At 43.6% G+C, this 18,076-nt stretch carries 20 protein-coding genes and 1 tRNA gene; 8 read left to right on the top strand and 13 right to left on the bottom strand.

Annotated features, from left to right (window positions below):
- Window positions 1-7 precede the first annotated feature (7 nt).
- From rnc to PG766_RS13135, 6 genes are all read right to left on the bottom strand, one after another.
- Window positions 8-703, bottom strand: a complete 696-nt coding sequence (gene rnc / locus PG766_RS13110) for a ribonuclease III (RefSeq protein WP_022219880.1) — start codon at window positions 701-703, stop codon at window positions 8-10.
- 67 nt (window positions 704-770) lie between these two features.
- Window positions 771-1,001 (bottom strand): acyl carrier protein, encoded by a 231-nt coding sequence (acpP, locus tag PG766_RS13115; protein WP_008372189.1) that lies wholly within the window; start codon window positions 999-1,001, stop codon window positions 771-773.
- Between the two features lie 21 nt (window positions 1,002-1,022).
- Entirely contained in the window at window positions 1,023-2,048 is a 1,026-nt protein-coding gene (gene plsX, locus PG766_RS13120; RefSeq protein ID WP_022219879.1) for a phosphate acyltransferase PlsX, read from the bottom strand.
- A gap of 141 nt (window positions 2,049-2,189) precedes the next feature.
- Window positions 2,190-2,372 carry a 50S ribosomal protein L32 gene (gene rpmF / locus PG766_RS13125; RefSeq protein WP_008372209.1) on the bottom strand — a complete coding sequence of 61 codons (183 nt, stop codon included), beginning with the start codon at window positions 2,370-2,372 and terminating at the stop codon, window positions 2,190-2,192.
- A gap of 3 nt (window positions 2,373-2,375) precedes the next feature.
- A complete protein-coding gene (locus tag PG766_RS13130; protein WP_118199454.1) occupies window positions 2,376-2,903 on the bottom strand; it encodes a YceD family protein in 528 nt (175 codons plus the stop codon).
- 97 nt (window positions 2,904-3,000) lie between these two features.
- Window positions 3,001-4,188: an acetate/propionate family kinase gene (locus PG766_RS13135; RefSeq protein ID WP_117823893.1), complete on the bottom strand. Its 1,188-nt coding sequence runs from the start codon at window positions 4,186-4,188 to the stop codon at window positions 3,001-3,003.
- Between the two features lie 200 nt (window positions 4,189-4,388).
- On the opposite strand from PG766_RS13135, the gene PG766_RS13140 reads away from it, so the two are divergent.
- Entirely contained in the window at window positions 4,389-5,687 is a 1,299-nt protein-coding gene (locus PG766_RS13140) for a tRNA(Met) cytidine acetate ligase (protein ID WP_118199455.1), read from the top strand.
- A gap of 76 nt (window positions 5,688-5,763) precedes the next feature.
- Here PG766_RS13140 and PG766_RS13145 read toward each other — a convergent pair whose 3' ends face one another.
- The 6 genes from PG766_RS13145 to polA are packed head-to-tail and all read right to left on the bottom strand — an operon-like array spanning window position 5,764 to window position 12,390.
- Entirely contained in the window at window positions 5,764-6,636 is an 873-nt protein-coding gene (locus PG766_RS13145; RefSeq protein ID WP_118199456.1) for a DegV family protein, read from the bottom strand.
- Between the two features lie 17 nt (window positions 6,637-6,653).
- A complete protein-coding gene (locus PG766_RS13150) occupies window positions 6,654-8,018 on the bottom strand; it encodes a PFL family protein (protein ID WP_118199457.1) in 1,365 nt (454 codons plus the stop codon).
- An 11-nt stretch (window positions 8,019-8,029) separates the two neighbouring features.
- Window positions 8,030-8,302, bottom strand: a complete 273-nt coding sequence (locus PG766_RS13155; protein WP_117556694.1) for an ACT domain-containing protein — start codon at window positions 8,300-8,302, stop codon at window positions 8,030-8,032.
- Window positions 8,303-8,344: 42 nt separating this feature from the next.
- Window positions 8,345-9,142 (bottom strand): MBL fold metallo-hydrolase, encoded by a 798-nt coding sequence (locus tag PG766_RS13160; protein WP_117834548.1) that lies wholly within the window; start codon window positions 9,140-9,142, stop codon window positions 8,345-8,347.
- Between the two features lie 20 nt (window positions 9,143-9,162).
- The gene (gene coaE / locus PG766_RS13165; RefSeq protein ID WP_055156618.1) at window positions 9,163-9,753 is read right to left on the bottom strand and encodes a dephospho-CoA kinase; all 591 of its coding nucleotides are present in this window, start codon (window positions 9,751-9,753) and stop codon (window positions 9,163-9,165) included.
- 12 nt (window positions 9,754-9,765) lie between these two features.
- On the bottom strand, window positions 9,766-12,390 hold the full coding sequence (gene polA, locus PG766_RS13170; RefSeq protein WP_118199459.1) for a DNA polymerase I: 2,625 nt from the start codon (window positions 12,388-12,390) through the stop codon (window positions 9,766-9,768).
- Window positions 12,391-12,621: 231 nt separating this feature from the next.
- Here polA and PG766_RS13175 point away from each other — a divergent pair.
- A tRNA-Leu gene (locus tag PG766_RS13175) sits at window positions 12,622-12,704 on the top strand.
- A gap of 156 nt (window positions 12,705-12,860) precedes the next feature.
- Here PG766_RS13175 and PG766_RS13180 read toward each other — a convergent pair.
- The gene (locus PG766_RS13180) at window positions 12,861-14,048 is read right to left on the bottom strand and encodes a tyrosine-type recombinase/integrase (protein WP_118199458.1); all 1,188 of its coding nucleotides are present in this window, start codon (window positions 14,046-14,048) and stop codon (window positions 12,861-12,863) included.
- A gap of 253 nt (window positions 14,049-14,301) precedes the next feature.
- Between PG766_RS13180 and PG766_RS13185 the strand changes: the two genes are divergently transcribed.
- The 6 genes from PG766_RS13185 (at window position 14,302) to PG766_RS13210 (ending at window position 18,046) form a co-directional block, all read left to right on the top strand.
- On the top strand, window positions 14,302-14,913 hold the full coding sequence (locus tag PG766_RS13185; protein ID WP_270590962.1) for a hypothetical protein: 612 nt from the start codon (window positions 14,302-14,304) through the stop codon (window positions 14,911-14,913).
- A gap of 17 nt (window positions 14,914-14,930) precedes the next feature.
- The gene (locus PG766_RS13190) at window positions 14,931-15,179 is read left to right on the top strand and encodes a hypothetical protein (protein ID WP_270590964.1); all 249 of its coding nucleotides are present in this window, start codon (window positions 14,931-14,933) and stop codon (window positions 15,177-15,179) included.
- 92 nt (window positions 15,180-15,271) lie between these two features.
- Window positions 15,272-15,781, top strand: coding sequence for a hypothetical protein (locus tag PG766_RS13195; protein WP_118199918.1), 510 nt, complete (start codon window positions 15,272-15,274; stop codon window positions 15,779-15,781).
- A 151-nt stretch (window positions 15,782-15,932) separates the two neighbouring features.
- The gene (locus PG766_RS13200; RefSeq protein ID WP_270590968.1) at window positions 15,933-16,586 is read left to right on the top strand and encodes a Fic family protein; all 654 of its coding nucleotides are present in this window, start codon (window positions 15,933-15,935) and stop codon (window positions 16,584-16,586) included.
- A 108-nt stretch (window positions 16,587-16,694) separates the two neighbouring features.
- Window positions 16,695-17,309 carry a hypothetical protein gene (locus PG766_RS13205; RefSeq protein WP_008370646.1) on the top strand — a complete coding sequence of 205 codons (615 nt, stop codon included), beginning with the start codon at window positions 16,695-16,697 and terminating at the stop codon, window positions 17,307-17,309.
- Window positions 17,310-17,434: 125 nt separating this feature from the next.
- Window positions 17,435-18,046, top strand: a complete 612-nt coding sequence (locus PG766_RS13210; RefSeq protein WP_270590972.1) for a hypothetical protein — start codon at window positions 17,435-17,437, stop codon at window positions 18,044-18,046.
- The last annotated feature ends 30 nt before the right edge of the window (window positions 18,047-18,076 follow it).

Raw genomic sequence — 18,076 nt, forward strand, 5'->3', positions numbered from 1 at the left:
GCCTCACCTACTGTACCTTTCCTTCTTTCAGCTTCAGGATTGCCTGATAAGCCGCTTCCTGTTCGGCAGCCTTTTTGGTCCTTCCGATACCACATCCAAAGGCTTCTCCGCCGATCACAACCTCTACACGGAAGGATTTATTGTGGTCCGGTCCCTCTTCTCCTACCAGCTGGTAGACAATTCCTTTTTCCTGACCGCCCTGTACCATTTCCTGCAGGATAGTCTTGCTATCATAAAAGAGCCGTTTCCCTTCCAGGTCGTTTAAAATATATTTTAAAATAAACTCTTTCGCATTAGCAAAACCACCATCCAGATAAATCGCACCAATCAGTGCTTCCAATGCATCCGAGGTAATAGACTCTCTGAATCTTCCACCGGTCGCGTCCTCACCTTTCCCAAGCAGCAGATAACTTCCAAGTTCCAGATCCCGCGCACAAAATGCAAGTGCCTTCTCGCATACCATGCTTGCTCTTAATTTAGTCAGTTCTCCTTCCGGCATTGTCTGGTTCTCGAAAAAAAGATATTCGCTTGAAATCAGTTCCAGAACAGCATCTCCAAGGAATTCCAGACGTTCATTACAGTCTGCCTTCTTCATATGCTTTTCATTCACATAAGAGCTGTGCGTCACAGCATGTCTGAGCAAATGGCTGTCCTTGAAATTGTAGCCGATTTTTTCTTCCAGTTCCTTTACATTTCTGCTCATGATTGCTCCTCCAATTTTAAAAAAGGACACTCCCCAAAAATGGGGATGTCCCCTGTAATCATTTTCCCTAGTTAACAGCGTTCTTGATCTGTTCTACAGCATCACCTACTGTTGCGATCTTTTCTGCATCTTCATTTTCAATTTCGATATCAAATGCATCTTCAATTCCCATAATAATCTGGAAAATATCAAGCGAATCAGCTCCCAGATCATCTACAAATGTAGTGTCCATCGTAATTTCATCCGGGTTACATCCCATCACATCAACAATAATGTCTTTCAGTTTTTCAAATTCCATAATTCTTAATCCTTTCTGAGCTTATTCCTGTGCGGATTTTTCTTCCGCCTGAATACATTCTTTGATCTTTTCATTGATTCCTTCTTCTTTGAAGGTTACGCACTGCAAAATTGAATTGCAGACTTCTTTTGCCTTGGAACTGCCGTGTGTCTTTACTACCAGACCAGTGAGTCCAAGCAGTGGTGCTCCACCGTACTCACTTGCGTCAAAATCCTTCATAGTCTTTTTCAGCACCGGCTTAACCAGAAGTCCACCGATCATGCCGCGGAGATTCTGCTTCATACCACCTTTGATCTTGCTTACAAGAACCGATGCTACTCCTTCATAGAGTTTCAGGATCACGTTGCCGGTAAATGCTTCACAGACGATAACATCTGCCTGTCCGTGAGGGATTTCTCTCGCTTCAATGCTTCCGATAAAGTTAATATCCTTACATTCTTTCAGCATAGGAAAAGTCTCCTTGACCAGGGCATTACCCTTTTCTTCCTCAGCTCCGATATTGACGATCGCAACCTTCGGATTCTTGACTCCCATAATATGTTCCATATAGATCGAACCCATCTTAGCAAACTGCACCAGATGTGAAGGTCTTGCATCTACATTCGCCCCACAGTCGATCAAAATGGAGAATCCTTTTTCTGTCGGGATCAGCGGTGCAAGCGGTGGTCTTTCCACCCCTTTGATACGTCCAACCAGAAGCTGTCCCCCGGCAAGAACCGCACCGGAACTTCCTGCTGAAACAAAAGCGTCAGCTTCTTTATCCTTCACCATCTTAAGACCTACCACAATGGATGAGTCTTTCTTTCTGCGGATCGCCATAACCGGCGGTTCTGCTGTCTCAATTACTTCCGATGTATGAACAACCGAAATCTGTTCTTTATTATATGTGTACCCGGAAAGTTCCTGATTGATGACATCTTCTTTTCCGACCAGGATCACATGGATCGCATCTGACTTCCCGACCGCCTCGACCGCACCTTTGATGATCTCATGCGGTGCGTTGTCTCCGCCCATTGCATCGACAACAACTTTTGTTATTTCTTTCATACTGTTACCTCCCAGCATTACTAAACCAATTCTACTAGACATGACCGTAAAAATCAATAATATTTAGCAGATTTAGGAAAATTAGGAAAAAGAAAAGGAGTTAAGCAATACGCCTAACTCCTGTACTATAGCCTTTTTTAATTAGTTTTCTACAGTAACGATTTCTCTCTTGTTGTAAGATCCACAAGCTTTGCAAACTCTGTGTGGCATCATAAGTTCTCCACATTTGCTGCATTTCACCAGATTCGGTGCGCTCATTTTCCAGTTTGCTCTTCTCTTGTCTCTTCTTGCTTTAGAAGATTTATTCTTTGGACAAATTGACATAGGTTACACCTCCTTAAAATTCTTGTAAAGATCGCGGATAACTGACATTCTAGGGTCAAGACTGGTGTCTTCGCAGTCGCAGCTTCCCTCATTCAAGTTCTGACCACATACACTGCAAATCCCTTTACAGTCTTCGCTACATAGAACTTTCATCGGCCACCCTACTAAAATCTCGTTATAGAGCAGCTGCTCCACATCAAGATGATATCCGTCAATGTAATTCGCTTCATCGGATTCGCCATCATCTTCTCCGTCTGCCAGAGCTGTATTCACCTGCTTTTCAAAGGAAAGCGTGAAATCTGTCGGTACATCTGTAAGACATCTGTCACACGGAATGATTACCGTAAGACTTGTCTCACAACTGATATGAAGTTTTTTTTCGCCGGCATACTCGACATGAATATGCACAGGCTGTGTCCGGCTTACCAGAAATCTGCTTCCGTTCACCTTCACTTCTTTCATCTCAGTGCCGACCACTTCGTCAATGGACTTATGCGGTTCAGATAAGACTTCGGACAGGTCAATTAACATAATTCTTTCTCCTGTTCACACCTAAACTATTATACCATGTAAATTCTTTTTGTCAAGGATGATTTACAGATTTTAAGGTTTTTTCTAATTTCTTCTGTTATACAAGTGCAACTGTCTCTCTTGCAATTGCAAGTTCTTCGTTTGTCGGAACTACAAGAACTTTCACTTTGGAATCTGGTGTAGAGATTACGATCTCTTCTCCACGTTTTCCATTTGCTTCTTCATCGATTGTAATTCCAAGATATCCAAGATAGCTGCAGACTTTTGTTCTTACAAGTCCGGCATTTTCACCGATACCGGCTGTGAATACGATATTGTCTACACCGTTCATAGCTGCTGTGTATGCACCAACATATTTTGCTACTCTGTAAGCAAACACATCAATTGCAAGTGCTGCACGTGCGTTTCCGTTATCTGCTGCTTCTTCAAGGTCACGGAAGTCGCTTGATACTCCGGAAATACCTTCTACACCAGATTTCTTGTTCAGAACGTTCATGATACCTGCGATATCAAGGTTTTCTTTCTTAGCAACGAATTCCATGATAGCCGGGTCGATATCTCCTGAACGTGTTCCCATTACAAGACCTTCCAGTGGAGTAAGTCCCATAGAGGTATCTACAGATTCTCCGTTGAGAACTGCGGAAATAGATGCTCCATTACCAAGATGGCATACGATCGTCTTTGTTGCGTTGTATGGTTTTCCAACAATCTCAGCTACTCTCTTAGATACGAAGCTGTGGCTTGTTCCGTGGAATCCGTAACGTCTTACTTTGTATTTTTCATAATATTCGTATGGAAGTCCATACATATAAGCTTTCTCAGGCATTGTCTGATGAAAAGCAGTATCAAATACAACAACCTGTGGTGTGCTCGGCATCAGACTTTCACAAGCTTCGATTCCGATTAAGTTTGCCGGGTTGTGAAGTGGTGCAAGGTCATTGCACTCTGCAATCGCAGCTTTTACTTCCGGTGTTACAACTACAGATTTTGCAAACTTTTCTCCGCCGTGAACAACACGATGTCCGACTGCTCCGATTTCGTCAAGGCTCTTAACAACACCTGTATCTGCATCTGTCAGCGCGTCAATTACGAACTGGATTGCTTCTGTATGTGTAGGCATAGCCTTTTCAGATACATTCTTCTCTCCACCTGCCGGCTGATAGGTAAGTCTTCCGTCAATACCGATTCTTTCGCAAAGACCTTTTGCGAGAACCGCCTCCGATTCTGAGTTGATGAGCTGGAACTTCAGTGATGAACTTCCGCAATTGATTACTAATACATTCATTGATGTTTCTCCCTTCTGGTACTAGAATTTTCTTTATTAGAACTCACACTCTATTCTTAATTATACTCCTTGCACACATTGTATACAAGCAATGTTATTTTTTTCACGTAATATTTTCCAGTACAATGTTTTTTGCACAAAAACTCTTTTTATAGTATAATCTTTTCACAAACAACACAAAGGAGATTTTAGTTAAAAGTATGAAAATCGTCGGTATCATCGCAGAATATAATCCGTTCCACAACGGGCATCAGTATCATATAGACCAGGCACTTCAAAAAACGGGGGCAGATGCGGCAGTTGTCCTTATGAGTGGTGACTTCGTCCAGCGTGGCGCCCCTGCTATCGCACCAAAGCATTTGCGGGCAAAAGCTGCCCTTCTTGGCGGTGCATCACTCATTCTGGAGCTCCCGGTCCTTTTTTCCTGTGGCAGTGCAGAGTTGTTTGCAAGAGGTGCTGTTTCTATTTTTAACAGTCTTGGCTGTATTTCCTATCTCTGCTTTGGCAGTGAGTGTGGCGATATCAAAAAACTCAATCGGCTTGCCCGGATTCTTTCCGAAGAGCCAGAAGTCTACCGGCAGCTCCTGCAGGATGAGCTGCGAAAAGGCCGACCGTTTCCGCAGGCACGCCAGACTGCCCTAAGTGTCTATACAAAGGATCCGTCCCTTGCCGAAATCCTGTCCTCACCAAACAATACTCTTGGGATTGAATACTTAAAAGCGCTCCGGTATTTCAAAAGTCCGATCCAGCCTTTCGCGATTCCCCGTGAGGGATCCGGCTACAACGATACTGACCTCTGCGAAACCTTCAGTTCCGCAACTGCGATCCGCAACCGAATTCTGAATCCATCTTTACCAGAAGATGCTTTTTCATCCGTCGCAGGACAACTTCCGCCCGCTTCTTCAGATCTGCTGCGAAAGAATTACCAGTCCTCACTTCCGGTTACCCAGGATGATTTTTCGCTCCTGCTAAAGTATCGACTGCTCTGTGAGAGTGCTTCCTCTCTGACCGATTACCTTGATGTCAGCAAAGACCTCGCCAACCGGATCATCAATCAGAGAAATAATTTTGCTACCTGGAGTTCCTTCTGCGATCTTCTGAAAACCAGAGAGCTTACCTACACCCGGATCAGCCGCGCCCTGCTGCACATCCTGCTCGGCATAGAAAAGGACACCTTCCGACATGAGCCTCCTTTCTGTTTTGTAGAAGATTCCGGCAACATTTCCGGCAAAGCAAAAAAAGAGCGATCATCCACATCCGCCCTTTATGCCCGCGTACTCGGTTTTCAAAAAAAAGATACTCAAATTCTTAAAGAGATCAAAGAGTATGCCACCATCCCTCTGATCGCAAAGCTCGCAGATGCCAGAGATCTCACATCCGCCACCCAGGTTCTCCTGAACCTGGACATTTTCGCATCAGACCTGTATGAATCCATAATTACCGAGAAATTTAACACACCTTTTACAAATGAATACCAGAAGCAGTTGCAAATTATTTAACCCTTCCCCTTTGTCAAAAAAGAGACTTTTTGCACACCACTACTACGCATGTTTGTGCAAAAAGTCTCTTTCTCATTTAGTTCACATGAAGAATTTTGGTAAGAGTCACCGCCCTGGCTCCAGGTCCGATATGGCATGCCACACTCAACGACAGTGGATCCATCCGGATTTCAAACTCCGGAAATGCTTCATGAAGCTCATCCAGCCATTCCTGTGCCTCCTTGCGGTCTCCTGTGTAAGCTGCATCCAGATACAGATCTTTTTTTCCATCACAATCTCCGAATTCTGAAGTACGAATCTCATTAATTGTCTTGATCATCGTCTTCTTTGCACTCTTCCATCCTCTTGACTTCGCAAACGCATCCAGCTTTTCTCCTTTAACACGGAGAACTGGCTTCAGGTTCAGAACCGTTCCAATCGCTGCAGCTGCCGGTGTAAGTCTGCCGCCTTTCTTCAGGTATTTTAAAGTATCTACTGTAATATAGATATCACTGTCCCACTGGATCGCTTCTAACAGTTCTTTAATTTCTGCCGCGCTCTTTCCAGCATCTGCAAGCTTTTTCGCCTCTTCCACCGATCTTCGCTGCGTAACAGAAATCCGGTGATTATTTACGACCTGTACTTTTCCATCATAGTCCTGGGAAAGCATGATTGCAGTCTCACATGAACTGCTAAGACCGGCTGACATCGGAATATGCACAATCTCATCATATTCCTCCAGCGCCTTGTCCCACATATCCATTACATCTCCGGGAGCCGGTTGGGAAGTCTTAATATCTGCATCTCCTGCCAGTTTTTCATAAAACTCCTCCTGCGTGAGTGTGATATCCTCGTAAAACAACTCCTCATTGATATAGAATGGCATCGGAAGTACGTAAATTCCCATCTTCTTTCCTTCTGCCTGTGTAATTCCACTGTTACTATCTGTTACAATCGCAACTTTCCCCATGCTCTCTTTACCTCTTTCTAATTTTTAAAACTATGTATCGGTGCAGGAATTCTTCCCTTTCGATTCACAAATGCACTGCAGTCAAATTCATTGACCGGCATGATCGGCGCATATCCCAAAAGGCCACCAAACTCTGCCATATCTCCAACATCCTTTCCAACTACAGGTATCACACGAACCGCCGTTGTCTTCTGATTGACCATTCCGATCGCCATCTCATCCGCAATGATCCCGGAAATCGTAGTAGCTTTCGTCTTACCCGGAATAGCGATCATATCAAGTCCTACCGAGCAGACACAAGTCATCGCCTCCAGCTTTTCTATACAAAGAGATCCGGCATTGACTGCATTGATCATTCCTTTATCCTCACTGACCGGAATAAAAGCTCCGCTTAAACCTCCTACATAGGAAGACGCCATAACGCCACCTTTTTTCACCTGATCGTTCAACATAGCAAGTGCTGCTGTTGTTCCTGGTGCGCCAACTCTCTCAAGTCCGATTTCTTCCAGAATCTCCGCTACTGAATCGCCAACAGCCGGTGTCGGTGCAAGTGACAGGTCAATGATTCCGAACGGAATACCAAGCCTTTTGGAAGCTTCTCCGGCTACAAGCTGACCAACCCTTGTCACCTTAAATGCGGTCTTCTTGATCGTATCACAAAGTTCCTGAAAGCCCTCGCCACGACATTTTTCAATCGCTCTTTTTACAACACCAGGTCCGCTGACACCGACATTGATCACGGCATCTCCTTCGGTAACACCTAAAAAAGCCCCTGCCATAAACGGGTTATCATCCGGTGCATTACATAAAACTACAAATTTTGCACAGCCAATCGAATCCTTGTCCTTTGTCGCCTCTGCTGTCTCTTTTACAATCTCGCCGCAAAGACGGACTGCATCCATATCAATACCAGTCTTTGTCGAACCTACATTGACCGAACTGCACACACGCTCTGTCTTTGCCATTGCCATCGGAATGGAACGGATCAGGAGTTCATCGCTCTTTGTCATTCCCTTGGATACGATTGCAGAGTATCCTCCGATAAAGTTTACACCGACTTCCTTTGCTGCTTTATCCAGTGTCTCTGCGATCGTCACAAAATCCTCTGTTTTTTTGCAGGCTGAACCGCCAACAAGTGCAACCGGTGTAATGGAAATCCGCTTATTAACGATCGGAATTCCAAATTCACTTTCGATCTTCTCTCCTGTCGATACAAGATCCTTTGCAAGTGTTGTGATTTTTTTATATATCTTTTCATTCAGTCTGTCCAGATCTGAGTCAATACAGTCCATCAGACTGATACCCAATGTGATTGTTCTTACATCCAGATTTTCTTCTTCGATCATCTGGTTTGTTTCTACTACTTCGTAAAAATTAATCATAGCGATTCTCCTTACACTCTGTGCATTTTTTCAAAAATCTCTTCTCTCTGACAATGAATATTGACACCGATCTGTAAGCCGATATCACGAAGTTCTACCGCTACGATATCCAGTTCTTTTTTTGAATTTTCCACATCTGCAACCGCCATCATATTAAAATACCCATCCACGATCGCCTGGGAAATATTTAAAATATTGATATTGGTCTCTGCCAGGTATGTACATACTTTTGCAATAATTCCTACCGAATCTTTACCGACTACTGTAATAATGCATTTCTTCATTCTGCCTGTCCTCCTGAATCCAATCCTGCATACTTTCTTTTTCTAAACCTCGATCACTGCAGACACCTGATCCCTTTTTGCAACTGCGATTGGTATCTCATCCCCCTTATACGGGTTCTGCCCCAAAGTGACCTCCAGCCTGACAGTCTCATACGCAAGTTCTTCGTAATTATTCTCCTTGCTCAAATGCCCCAGCAATACACTCTGCAAGTTATTGTGTAGTATATCACAAAGAAGCCGTCCTGACAATTCATTTGATAAATGTCCTCTGTCCCCAAGAACTCTCTGCTTCAGGTAGTACGGATAAGGACCGACTTCCAGCATATGTATATCATGGTTAGATTCCAACAGGACCGCGTTTAAATCCTTCAGGTTCTCTACCGTATATTCATCATATTTTCCAAGATCCGTTGCTACCGCGATCTTCTTTCCATCCTGCTCAAAGCGGTAGCCGCTCGGTTCATTTGCATCATGGGAAATAGCAAATGGATGCACATCAATATCTCCCAGCTTAAATTCTTTATCTACCTGGATTTCATGGTAAAGTCCTTCCGGCATTTTCCCGAGATTTTTATAATCACGGATTCCCCGAATCGTTCCCGGTGTTCCATAGATCGGGATCTCATATTTTCTGCTGAATACACCAAGTCCCTGAATATGATCTGCATGTTCATGGGTAATCAGGATTCCATCCAGCTCTTTCCCTTTTATTTCAAGTTCCTTTAAGCCTTCCTCAATTCGTTTTTTGCTGATTCCTGTATCTACAAGCAGATGCGTTCGATCGCTCCCCACATAAATACAGTTTCCGCTGCTGCCACTGGCAATGCTGCATAATCTCATCTTGTTTCTTCTCCCTGTTCTTAGCCTCTTCCCAGTGCCAAGTCTATCTGTTTTTCCGTTTCTTCAAAGGTTCCGCCGTTTTCGATCACAAGATCCGAAACCGCTGTAAATGTCTCTTCCGACGGCTGATTTGCAAACACCGCATACATTTTTTCATCTGAATATCCGCGTGAACTTCTCAGTCGCTCCATCCGGATCTCCTGTGGCACATGAATATACCAGATCTCATCCAACATCTCACGATATACCGGTTCCGTAAGGAGTGCGGCTTCCAGAATAAAAAGCTCTTTTCCCTCTTCCTGCGCCTTCTGCATTTCCTCCCGGATCTTTTCATTGACCGCCGGATGCACGATCGCATTAAGCTTTTGCAGTTTCTCTGGCTGATCAAACACAATTCTGCCAAGAATTTTCCGATCAATCGTTCCGTCAGGATTTAAAATTTCTTTCCCAAACGTCTCCACGACCTTCTGATAACATTTTTCTCCCGGAAGCTGTACCTGATGTGCCACCAGATCTGACTGGCAGATCACCGCACCGCGCACTACACTTAAAAAGTCGAGTACTTTGCTCTTCCCGGAACCAATGCCTCCTGTTATTCCTATTTTTCTCATATCTGTTTCCTTCTATTTTGCCTCATACCAGTTTTTTCCACTATGCATGTCAATTTCAAGCGGAACGGAAAGATCTGCCGCATGCATCATGCCTTCTTTCAGGATCTCCCGCACTTCCTCTTCCTCTTCCTTCCATGTCTCGATCAGAAGTTCGTCGTGTACCTGCAGAACCAGCCTGGATTTCATGTTTCTCATGCGAAGCTCTTTGTCCACAGCGATCATTGCGATTTTAATGATATCTGCAGCCGTTCCCTGGATCGGAGAATTCATTGCCACACGTTCCCCGAATTGTCTCTGCATAAAATTGCTGGAAGACAGCTCCGGAACCGGTCTTCTTCTGCCAAATAAGGTCACAACATATCCCTGTTCTTTTGCATGAGCAACTGCATCATCCAGAAATTTCTTAATGCCCGGATAGGTTTCAAAATAACGGTCAATATATTCGGCCGCTTCTTTTCTCGTAATACTTAAATCCTGGCTCAGTCCAAAAGAACTGATCCCATAGACAATACCAAAGTTGACTGCTTTTGCATTTCGCCTCTGCAGATCGGTCACTTCATCAAACGGAGTATGAAACACCTGAGAAGCTGTGATTCGGTGAATGTCCTTTGCCTCCCGGTATGCTTCGATCAGTGCTGCATCTCTGGAGCAATGTGCCAGCACACGCAGTTCTATCTGCGAATAATCAGCATCTACAAACACATATCCCGCTTCCGGCACAAATACTTTACGGATCAGCCGACCAAGTTCTACCCTCGCCGGGATATTCTGCAGGTTTGGCTCTGTACTGCTGATACGTCCGGTCGCTGTGACTGTCTGGTTGAATTTTCCATGGATCCGGTGATCATCTTCATGAATAAATACGGCAAGCCCATCTGCATAAGTCGATTTCAGCTTGGCAAGCTGACGATATTCCAGGATTTTTGCCACGATTGGATAATCCGGTGCCAGCTTATCCAGTACGTCTGCTGCCGTCGAATATCCTGTTTTCGTCTTCTTTCCATTTGGAAGGGACAGATGTTCAAAAAGGACCACGCCCAGCTGCTTTGGTGAATTGATATTAAATTCTTCCCCGGCAAGCTCATAAATTTCCTTTTCCAACTGTACGATTTTTCCGCCAAGCTGTTCTCCATAGCTTTTCAGTTCTTCTGCTTCTACACGCACCCCATTCTGCTCCATGTGGAACAGAGTAAATACAAGCGGCATCTCTATTTCTGTAAAAAGCTTCCACATTTCCTCTTTTTTCAGCTTTTCTTCCAAAACTGCCGATGACGCAAATGCAGCATAGGCTTCATAACAGACCATTTTTTCCAGTTCTGTCTTCGGATCGATCATCAATCCAAGATGCTCCTGTGCCACATCTTCAAATCCATAATCATTTTTCAACGGATTCAGGAGGTAAGCTGCTACAATACTGTCAAAGCACTTCTCCTCTGCTGCTCCTTCTAATCCTTTCAGATAAGGCAGGGATGACTTCAGATCAAACACCACAAACCGTCCGGCATGCTTTGCCACATGTACAAGTGCCTCCAGAAGTTCCTCCATGCTGTATCCATTTCCTGCCGGAATACAGTAGATCTTCTCTTTTCCAAACGAAATTCCAATTCCACCTATCTCAGCATTTCCTGCAAACAGCGGAAGTACATTTCTGGTGTCTTTGTAAAGAACAGCTCCCACTGTCTGCGCTTTTTCTGCCTCCGCAAAGATTTTCTTAATTTCTTCTTTTCCCACAGCGATCACAAATGCATCTTCAATCGAATTCTCACTCTGCACATCAAAACGATTCAGCAGATTCTTGAACTGCAGTCTCTGGAAATAGACATAAGCTTCCTCTGTATAAAGATTTCCAAGCTTCGCCTCTTCCAGTTCATAAGCAAAATCCGCGTCTACATCAATTGTCGCCAGCACCTTACTCATTTGTGCCTGATCCCAGTATTCCACCAGATTTTTCGATGCTCTCGGCGGCTTCAGTTCGGATGCATGCTTGTAGGCATTTTCAATAGATCCGTATTCTACAATAATCTTGGTCGCCGTCTTTTCTCCGACTCCCGGCACCCCTGGGATATTATCTGAAGTATCTCCCATCAATGCTTTCACATCGATAAATTCTGTCGGTGTCACCTGGTATTTTTCTTTTACGTCCACTGCATAATAATTCTCGATCTCAGTTCCGGTCCGTTTTGTCTTCGGAATCCGGATCTCAACATGGTCTGTAGCAAGCTGGAGAAGATCTCTGTCTCCGGAAATAATGACCACTTCCATCCCCATTCGCTCGCATCTTTTGGACAGCGTTCCAAGAAGGTCATCTGCCTCCAGCCCTTCCTGCTCGATCGTCCGGATTCCCATAGCATGCAGAACTTTCTTCATCAACGGTACCTGCTGTCTGAGTTCTTCTGCCATCGGCTTTCTCGTCCCCTTATACGCCTCAAACATCTTATGGCGGAAAGTCGGCGCATGCACATCAAATGCAACGGTCAGATACTCCGGCTTTTCCTCCTCCAGGATCTTGAACATAATATTTAAGAATCCATATATTGCATTCGTATGGAGTCCTTCCGCATTTGTCAGATCCGGAAGTCCGAAAAACGCCCTGTTCAGAATACTGTGTCCGTCTATCAATACGATTTTGCTCATAATCAACTGCCTCTCTGTAAGTCTCATCACTTACTTCTATCTTTTCTATCTATTCGTTCAAATATACAACATCTCATTATGACATTTTTTTGATATATTTTCAATATTCCTAAATAAATCCATTTACAAATATTATATGAACAGGATCTTAAGAAATATATTTTGAAAAAATACTTGCGAACCAATAGCAAATATGCTATCATTATTTTCGGTTCTTATTGAATCTTTAGTTAAGCCGGCATGTCGGAATGGCAGACGAGGCAGACTCAAAATCTGTTGCGGGTGACCGCGTGCGGGTTCAAGTCCCGCTGCCGGCAGTTATCCAACATCCCTGAAATCCTTATAAACCAAGGGTTTCAGGGATTTTTACATTCAAAAATGTTTGATTACCTTTGATTACTCGATAGCTTAAGGACTACCATCATTGCGGTTACCGTTAACATTTGAAGTAACCCGACTGTTTATCCTTGTGACTATTTCCATCTTTTCACTCGTGGAGGATCGTACGTATAGTATTCCTCATTTACCCGCTCAGTATTACCTATCATTGCGCAGCACATGGTTCTTGGTGCGCCGGAAGCAAGCAGCTCTGAATTCAAAGTCCTTCTTGCAGTATGTATGCTTTTGGGATTAGTGAACCCCTCATTCGATGTCCGCCGTTTCATATATCCCGAGATGACTCTTGCATGAATACGTCCATCCGCATTAGAGGAAACGAACTCAGTCAAATAGCCGTATTTTTCCTCGACATTTTTAATCTTTTTAAGAAGCTCGGCGATTTCGATCGTCAATGGGAAGATCCGCGTCTTTCCGTTTTTAGGCGTCGAGATGTAAAAAGTGTTTGTCAGTCGATTTAATTTTTCACTGTGCCGGATAATGATGCGCTTGTTGACTTCGTCGATGTCGTTCCACATCAATCCTGAAAGTTCGCCTACACGCATTCCGGTATAAAGGGCAAGCTCAACGGCATATGGAAGAACATCATCAGGACGCTCTTTTCGTTTTTTGTTAAGAGAATTTATTAGTCTATTTTTTTCGCTTTGTGAAAACGTCCGTTCTTCCGGCATCTTAACAATCGCTTGCTCGCATCTCCTTTTGTAAAGCGGCAAATCAATTTTTAGGCACGGATTGCTTTCAATCAATCCATCCCTAATCGACTTATCAAATACGCCCTTAAGATAACCGAACAGTGCTTTCAATGCCCGATAGGGCACTTCCTTTTCTGAAAGCAGTTCGTTAAAAAATAGTTCTAAATATTCTTCATCGATCGTTCGGACATCTCTCTTTTCGATTTTTTTACCTTTCAAAAAACGTGCGTAGTCGGTCTGATATTTGTATATCGTGTTATCAGAAACGCCTTTTAGCTTTTGACGGTCTACCCATACGGCATATCTCTCCTTAGAAGATGTAGGCGATCGCTTCGTCCAATAATCGATGACAACCTTTTCAAGATCGCTTTTCGATTTCTTTTTTATTTGTTTACGTTTGCCATCATCGGCTGGAAGATATGTTCGGTAATAGCCATCTGCGCTATGCGTAATGGAATATGGATGCATCGCTAAGTACCTATCTTGTTTCATTGATTCTATTTTGTTGATCGCACCTACGATATCCATAATAGCATATTTGATAGTACTATCATATCCATTGACGTCGTTCATAGTATATTCCCCTTTTGCAATTTTCTCTTAACGCAAACATTTACGTGGCGTATTCGAAAAATGCAAATCACTGTCTTAGTACTATAGTATCAGTGTTACCTCAGCATAACTTTACTCCCTGTCGGAAACTGGAATACTTTCCACTTCAGACAACAGCCGGAATCTTAAAGTGGTAGAATCTTACAAAAGATTTCCTCATGTTCTGTCAAAGAAAGGAGAAATCATATGAGCAGCAATTGCCAGCAAAAAAAAAATGATGAATGCCCTAGGCGCTATCGATACAAAGGGCAATATCGTCCTCGAGCAGTTCCAAGACGGCACGGCACTTCTCTTCCAGCCGAGCAACGCGCAGCCGTTTTGCGTGGCTACAGACTATGACCGCGCGACGGCCTCGTGGTCATACGGAAAATACTTCAGCGATCTCGGATGCGCCCATGAAGCTGCCGGCCCTGAGATTATCGAGGACGCCAGCGTCAGATGGGTCAAGGAGGATATCCGAGAAAAGCTCAAAGCGCAGGAAATCGAGCCGACAGAATTCAACGTGCAGTCCGTCATCATGGGCGATTCAAGGCTTTGGGAGCGCCCTCTCGACAGAGATTTTCGAGACAACATGATTGCGAGCAGAAACGACGATCTCGATGCACGCGTTGCCATTCTCAAGGAGAACGGGAACTTCAAGAATGTTGACACCGCAATGCCGGTGGAAAGTCTTGATGATCTGGAACAATACAGGTCTGATCGGCTTACGGATAAGGTCACGTCACTTAAAGACAGTCTTGATGCACAATATAAGGCAGATGAGCGTGGTCGCGTTTTCGACCGTCCATGTCAAGTACTTGACGACGGTGATCTCGACGAACATTAAATAGAAAGGAGACAAAAATGACAAGCCGTGAAATGGTTCAAGATTCCGCCACACGCAATCAGAGAACTCTTGCTGATGCTGTCGTGGCTACAAATCGTTTCAGGGAGCTAGATGCTCGCTTTAAGTCGCACGATGGAATGGACCTCGATCCATCGACACCTGAAATCGAATCGGGATATGAATTCAATCAGCGCTCCATCGAGGATGACCGTGCTGCTGATGACCGAAATTCCATTTCGGATCAAGATATTGATTCACGGCTGTAATATGAATTTCCTGACGTATGGTTTGCAGATCGCATAATCATTGCGTGTTAGTACCGTAGGATGCAAAAGGCATCCAGAAGGGATGATTGATAATGGCAGATTTGGGAGAGGAAGCATTCTCCTCACAAATGAAAGTCGTCACGACTTTCTTGCGGTTGCTTGAAGAGCTCATGCGTAATAAGCAGCAAGACCTCCGCTATGGCACCAAAACGCAAAGGCGCGGTATCCTTCGTCGAATGAAAGATTTCGTCGGAGGTATCTTCAAGAAAGTCTATGATGGCACATTCGGCCGCCTGTCGCGTAATGGAAAAGATTATGGTCAACTTGACCTTAATGATCCGGCTATTGCAAAGCTCTTTGCGGACACAATGAAGCAAATGGGCATGGATGCGATGCATGAAGATAACAATCTTCTGTTCAGCACTTCCGATGTTGCAAAAATCCTGGCCTTTTCCAAGATGGTTGAACAAGAGCTCGGTAAAAAAATCGAGCACGAAAACGATACCCCTGAAAAAGAGCAATCTCAGGAACACGGACAAGGCCAGGAAAGGCAAGCCGATGCCCGAGGTTGGTCTGACTATCCCGCAACGCCCGAAGTGTAAAGCTGCCACACTTGGAAGCAACATGTTGAAAACAAGAAGTAATACTGTGGGCATTAGCAAGACACAAAACGCTGACCGTACAGCGCACACCGAGCATATTGAATGAATGCATATGGACATGGTATAATAGTATTATGGAGGTAAAAATACTATGTCTACAATCGCTGAGGCTGAAAAAGCTGTTAAATTCAATGTCTTCTATGCGAAAAAAAATGTTGTGGATAGTATCTGGAAAGAGGCAATCATTGAAGGTGTCAACATCACATACCCGCAAGCAAAAGTAATCGTTGAGCACAACCAAACCGTTGAAGGATTGACTGTCACCGGAACAATTACCGTCTACAATCTTAAACTTGCTTGGAATTATCTCTTTGAGCATTTAAACTCACTTGTAGATTTTGAGTTTGTTGCCAAAATAAATTCCATTTTGGGTGCATCGCTTGTTCATAACGCTGGATGTATTCGTAACATACCAGTAGGTATCAGTGGGACCGCCTGGCAACCGGAAATGCCGGACTTCGATACTGCAAAAACCACTATCGAGAAAATTGCGAATATGGAACCTGGGAGAGAACGGGCGCTTAAGATGTTCGGTTATCTTTGTCGTTCCCAACTTTTTAGTGATGGAAATAAGCGAACGGCACAGCTCGTGGCAAACAAGATGTTGATCGCTGACGGGCGCGGAATCTTGGCGATTCCACCAGAGTGTAAACATGACTTCGGTGAAAAGCTCAAGCGCTTCTATGAGACAGCGGATGATTCTGAATTACAGAAATTTTTAATTGAAACATCAATCTACAATTAAGAGAAGCAGGAAACTGATTTCAGTCGGCTTCCTGCTTTCTTTTACGGTTAGACGAGTTTTACTTAATCAAAGTATATGATATAATATACTTTGAAAGCAGGTGATAAGATGCGTACTATCGACGCTATGAAAAAACTTGCCCGCAATGATGGGCGATTTACTCATGTTTACACTAAAAAGGAGCTGTCAGAACTTTTTAATGAAACTGGCAGCAAATTGAATGGAACATTGAAGTCACTTATTAAAGAAAACATTTTGAATCGTGCATACCATAATGTATACGTTTTTCGCTTTTCTCAATACGGAGGACTCGGTACTTTAGATTTGATTGGTAAGAAAATCCGACCAAATGACTCCTTCTATGAAAGCCTTGAGTCCTCTGCTTCAGCATGGAGTCTCATTTCACAGATCCCCACGGTCGTAACCTATATGACCACAGGAAAGTCAAAATGGTATAACACGGGTTACGGAAGCATCGATTTCGTTCATTACAGCAAAACAGATGAGAAACCAAGAACCATCGATAGGTCGTCGATGGGAAGGGTTCCACTTGCAGACAAACTTCAAACATATCGGGACTTACAAAAAACAAAACGTTCCCTTGATCTTTTAAGAGAGCAATACGACAAAGACCATGGCTGTCGCGACGGAAATATCCAATATTATCCTTGCGAAGACGACGATACTTGGGATTTTCTTGATAAGCAGGAAGATGTACTCTAGTGTGCATCTTCCTATTATTTTTTTGGAGTCATTATGCTTTACGTTTCCTCTCTTCCTTTTACGGTTAGACGAGTTTTACTTAATCAAAATATATGATATAATATACTTTGAAAGTAGGTGATAAGATGCGTATTATCGACGCTATGAAAAAACTTGCCCACAATGATGGGCGATTTACTCATGTTTACACTAAAAAAGAGCTGTCTGAGCTTTTCAACGAAACCGGCAGCAAACTGAATGGAACATTGAAGTCTCTTATAAAAGAAGACATTTTGAATCGTGCATACCATAATGTATACGTTTATTATTTTTCGCAATATTGGGGACTTGGTACGATGGATTTGATCGGTAAGAAGATCCGACCAAATGACTCTTTCTATGAAAGCCTTGAATCCTCTGCTTCAGCATGGAGCCTCATTTCGCAGATTCCTACCGTCATGACCTATATGACCACAGGAAAGTCCAAATGGTATAAAACAGCTTACGGAAACATCGATTTCGTTCATTACAACAAAACAGATGAGGAACCAAGAACCATCGATAGATCGTCCATGGGAAGAGTCCCACTTGCTGATAAACTTCAAACATATCGAGACTTACAAAAAACCAAACGTTCCCTTGATCTTTTAAGAGAACAATACGACAAAGACCATGGCTGTCGCGACGGTAATATTCAATATTATCCATGCGAAGATGATGACACATGGGATTTCTTAGATAATTTGGAGGGGCTGTGAAATAAGTCCCTAAAAGAAATAGGACCATTC

Origin of the sequence: Coprococcus sp. LG101-27, assembly GCF_027695515.1 — a bacterium.
Classification (GTDB): Bacteria; Bacillota; Clostridia; order Lachnospirales; family Lachnospiraceae; genus Allocoprococcus; species Allocoprococcus comes.

Coding starts and splice junctions, on each gene's coding strand:
- rnc (WP_022219880.1), bottom strand. CDS start 703: ATGAGCAGAAATGTAAAGGAACTGGAAGAAAAAATCGGCTACAATTTC.
- acpP (WP_008372189.1), bottom strand. CDS start 1,001: ATGGAATTTGAAAAACTGAAAGACATTATTGTTGATGTGATGGGATGT.
- plsX (WP_022219879.1), bottom strand. CDS start 2,048: ATGAAAGAAATAACAAAAGTTGTTGTCGATGCAATGGGCGGAGACAAC.
- rpmF (WP_008372209.1), bottom strand. CDS start 2,372: ATGTCAATTTGTCCAAAGAATAAATCTTCTAAAGCAAGAAGAGACAAG.
- PG766_RS13130 (WP_118199454.1), bottom strand. CDS start 2,903: ATGTTAATTGACCTGTCCGAAGTCTTATCTGAACCGCATAAGTCCATT.
- PG766_RS13135 (WP_117823893.1), bottom strand. CDS start 4,188: ATGAATGTATTAGTAATCAATTGCGGAAGTTCATCACTGAAGTTCCAG.
- PG766_RS13140 (WP_118199455.1), top strand. CDS start 4,389: ATGAAAATCGTCGGTATCATCGCAGAATATAATCCGTTCCACAACGGG.
- PG766_RS13145 (WP_118199456.1), bottom strand. CDS start 6,636: ATGGGGAAAGTTGCGATTGTAACAGATAGTAACAGTGGAATTACACAG.
- PG766_RS13150 (WP_118199457.1), bottom strand. CDS start 8,018: ATGATTAATTTTTACGAAGTAGTAGAAACAAACCAGATGATCGAAGAA.
- PG766_RS13155 (WP_117556694.1), bottom strand. CDS start 8,302: ATGAAGAAATGCATTATTACAGTAGTCGGTAAAGATTCGGTAGGAATT.
- PG766_RS13160 (WP_117834548.1), bottom strand. CDS start 9,142: ATGAGATTATGCAGCATTGCCAGTGGCAGCAGCGGAAACTGTATTTAT.
- coaE (WP_055156618.1), bottom strand. CDS start 9,753: ATGAGAAAAATAGGAATAACAGGAGGCATTGGTTCCGGGAAGAGCAAA.
- PG766_RS13180 (WP_118199458.1), bottom strand. CDS start 14,048: ATGAACGACGTCAATGGATATGATAGTACTATCAAATATGCTATTATG.
- PG766_RS13185 (WP_270590962.1), top strand. CDS start 14,302: ATGATGAATGCCCTAGGCGCTATCGATACAAAGGGCAATATCGTCCTC.
- PG766_RS13190 (WP_270590964.1), top strand. CDS start 14,931: ATGACAAGCCGTGAAATGGTTCAAGATTCCGCCACACGCAATCAGAGA.
- PG766_RS13195 (WP_118199918.1), top strand. CDS start 15,272: ATGGCAGATTTGGGAGAGGAAGCATTCTCCTCACAAATGAAAGTCGTC.
- PG766_RS13200 (WP_270590968.1), top strand. CDS start 15,933: ATGTCTACAATCGCTGAGGCTGAAAAAGCTGTTAAATTCAATGTCTTC.
- PG766_RS13205 (WP_008370646.1), top strand. CDS start 16,695: ATGCGTACTATCGACGCTATGAAAAAACTTGCCCGCAATGATGGGCGA.
- PG766_RS13210 (WP_270590972.1), top strand. CDS start 17,435: ATGCGTATTATCGACGCTATGAAAAAACTTGCCCACAATGATGGGCGA.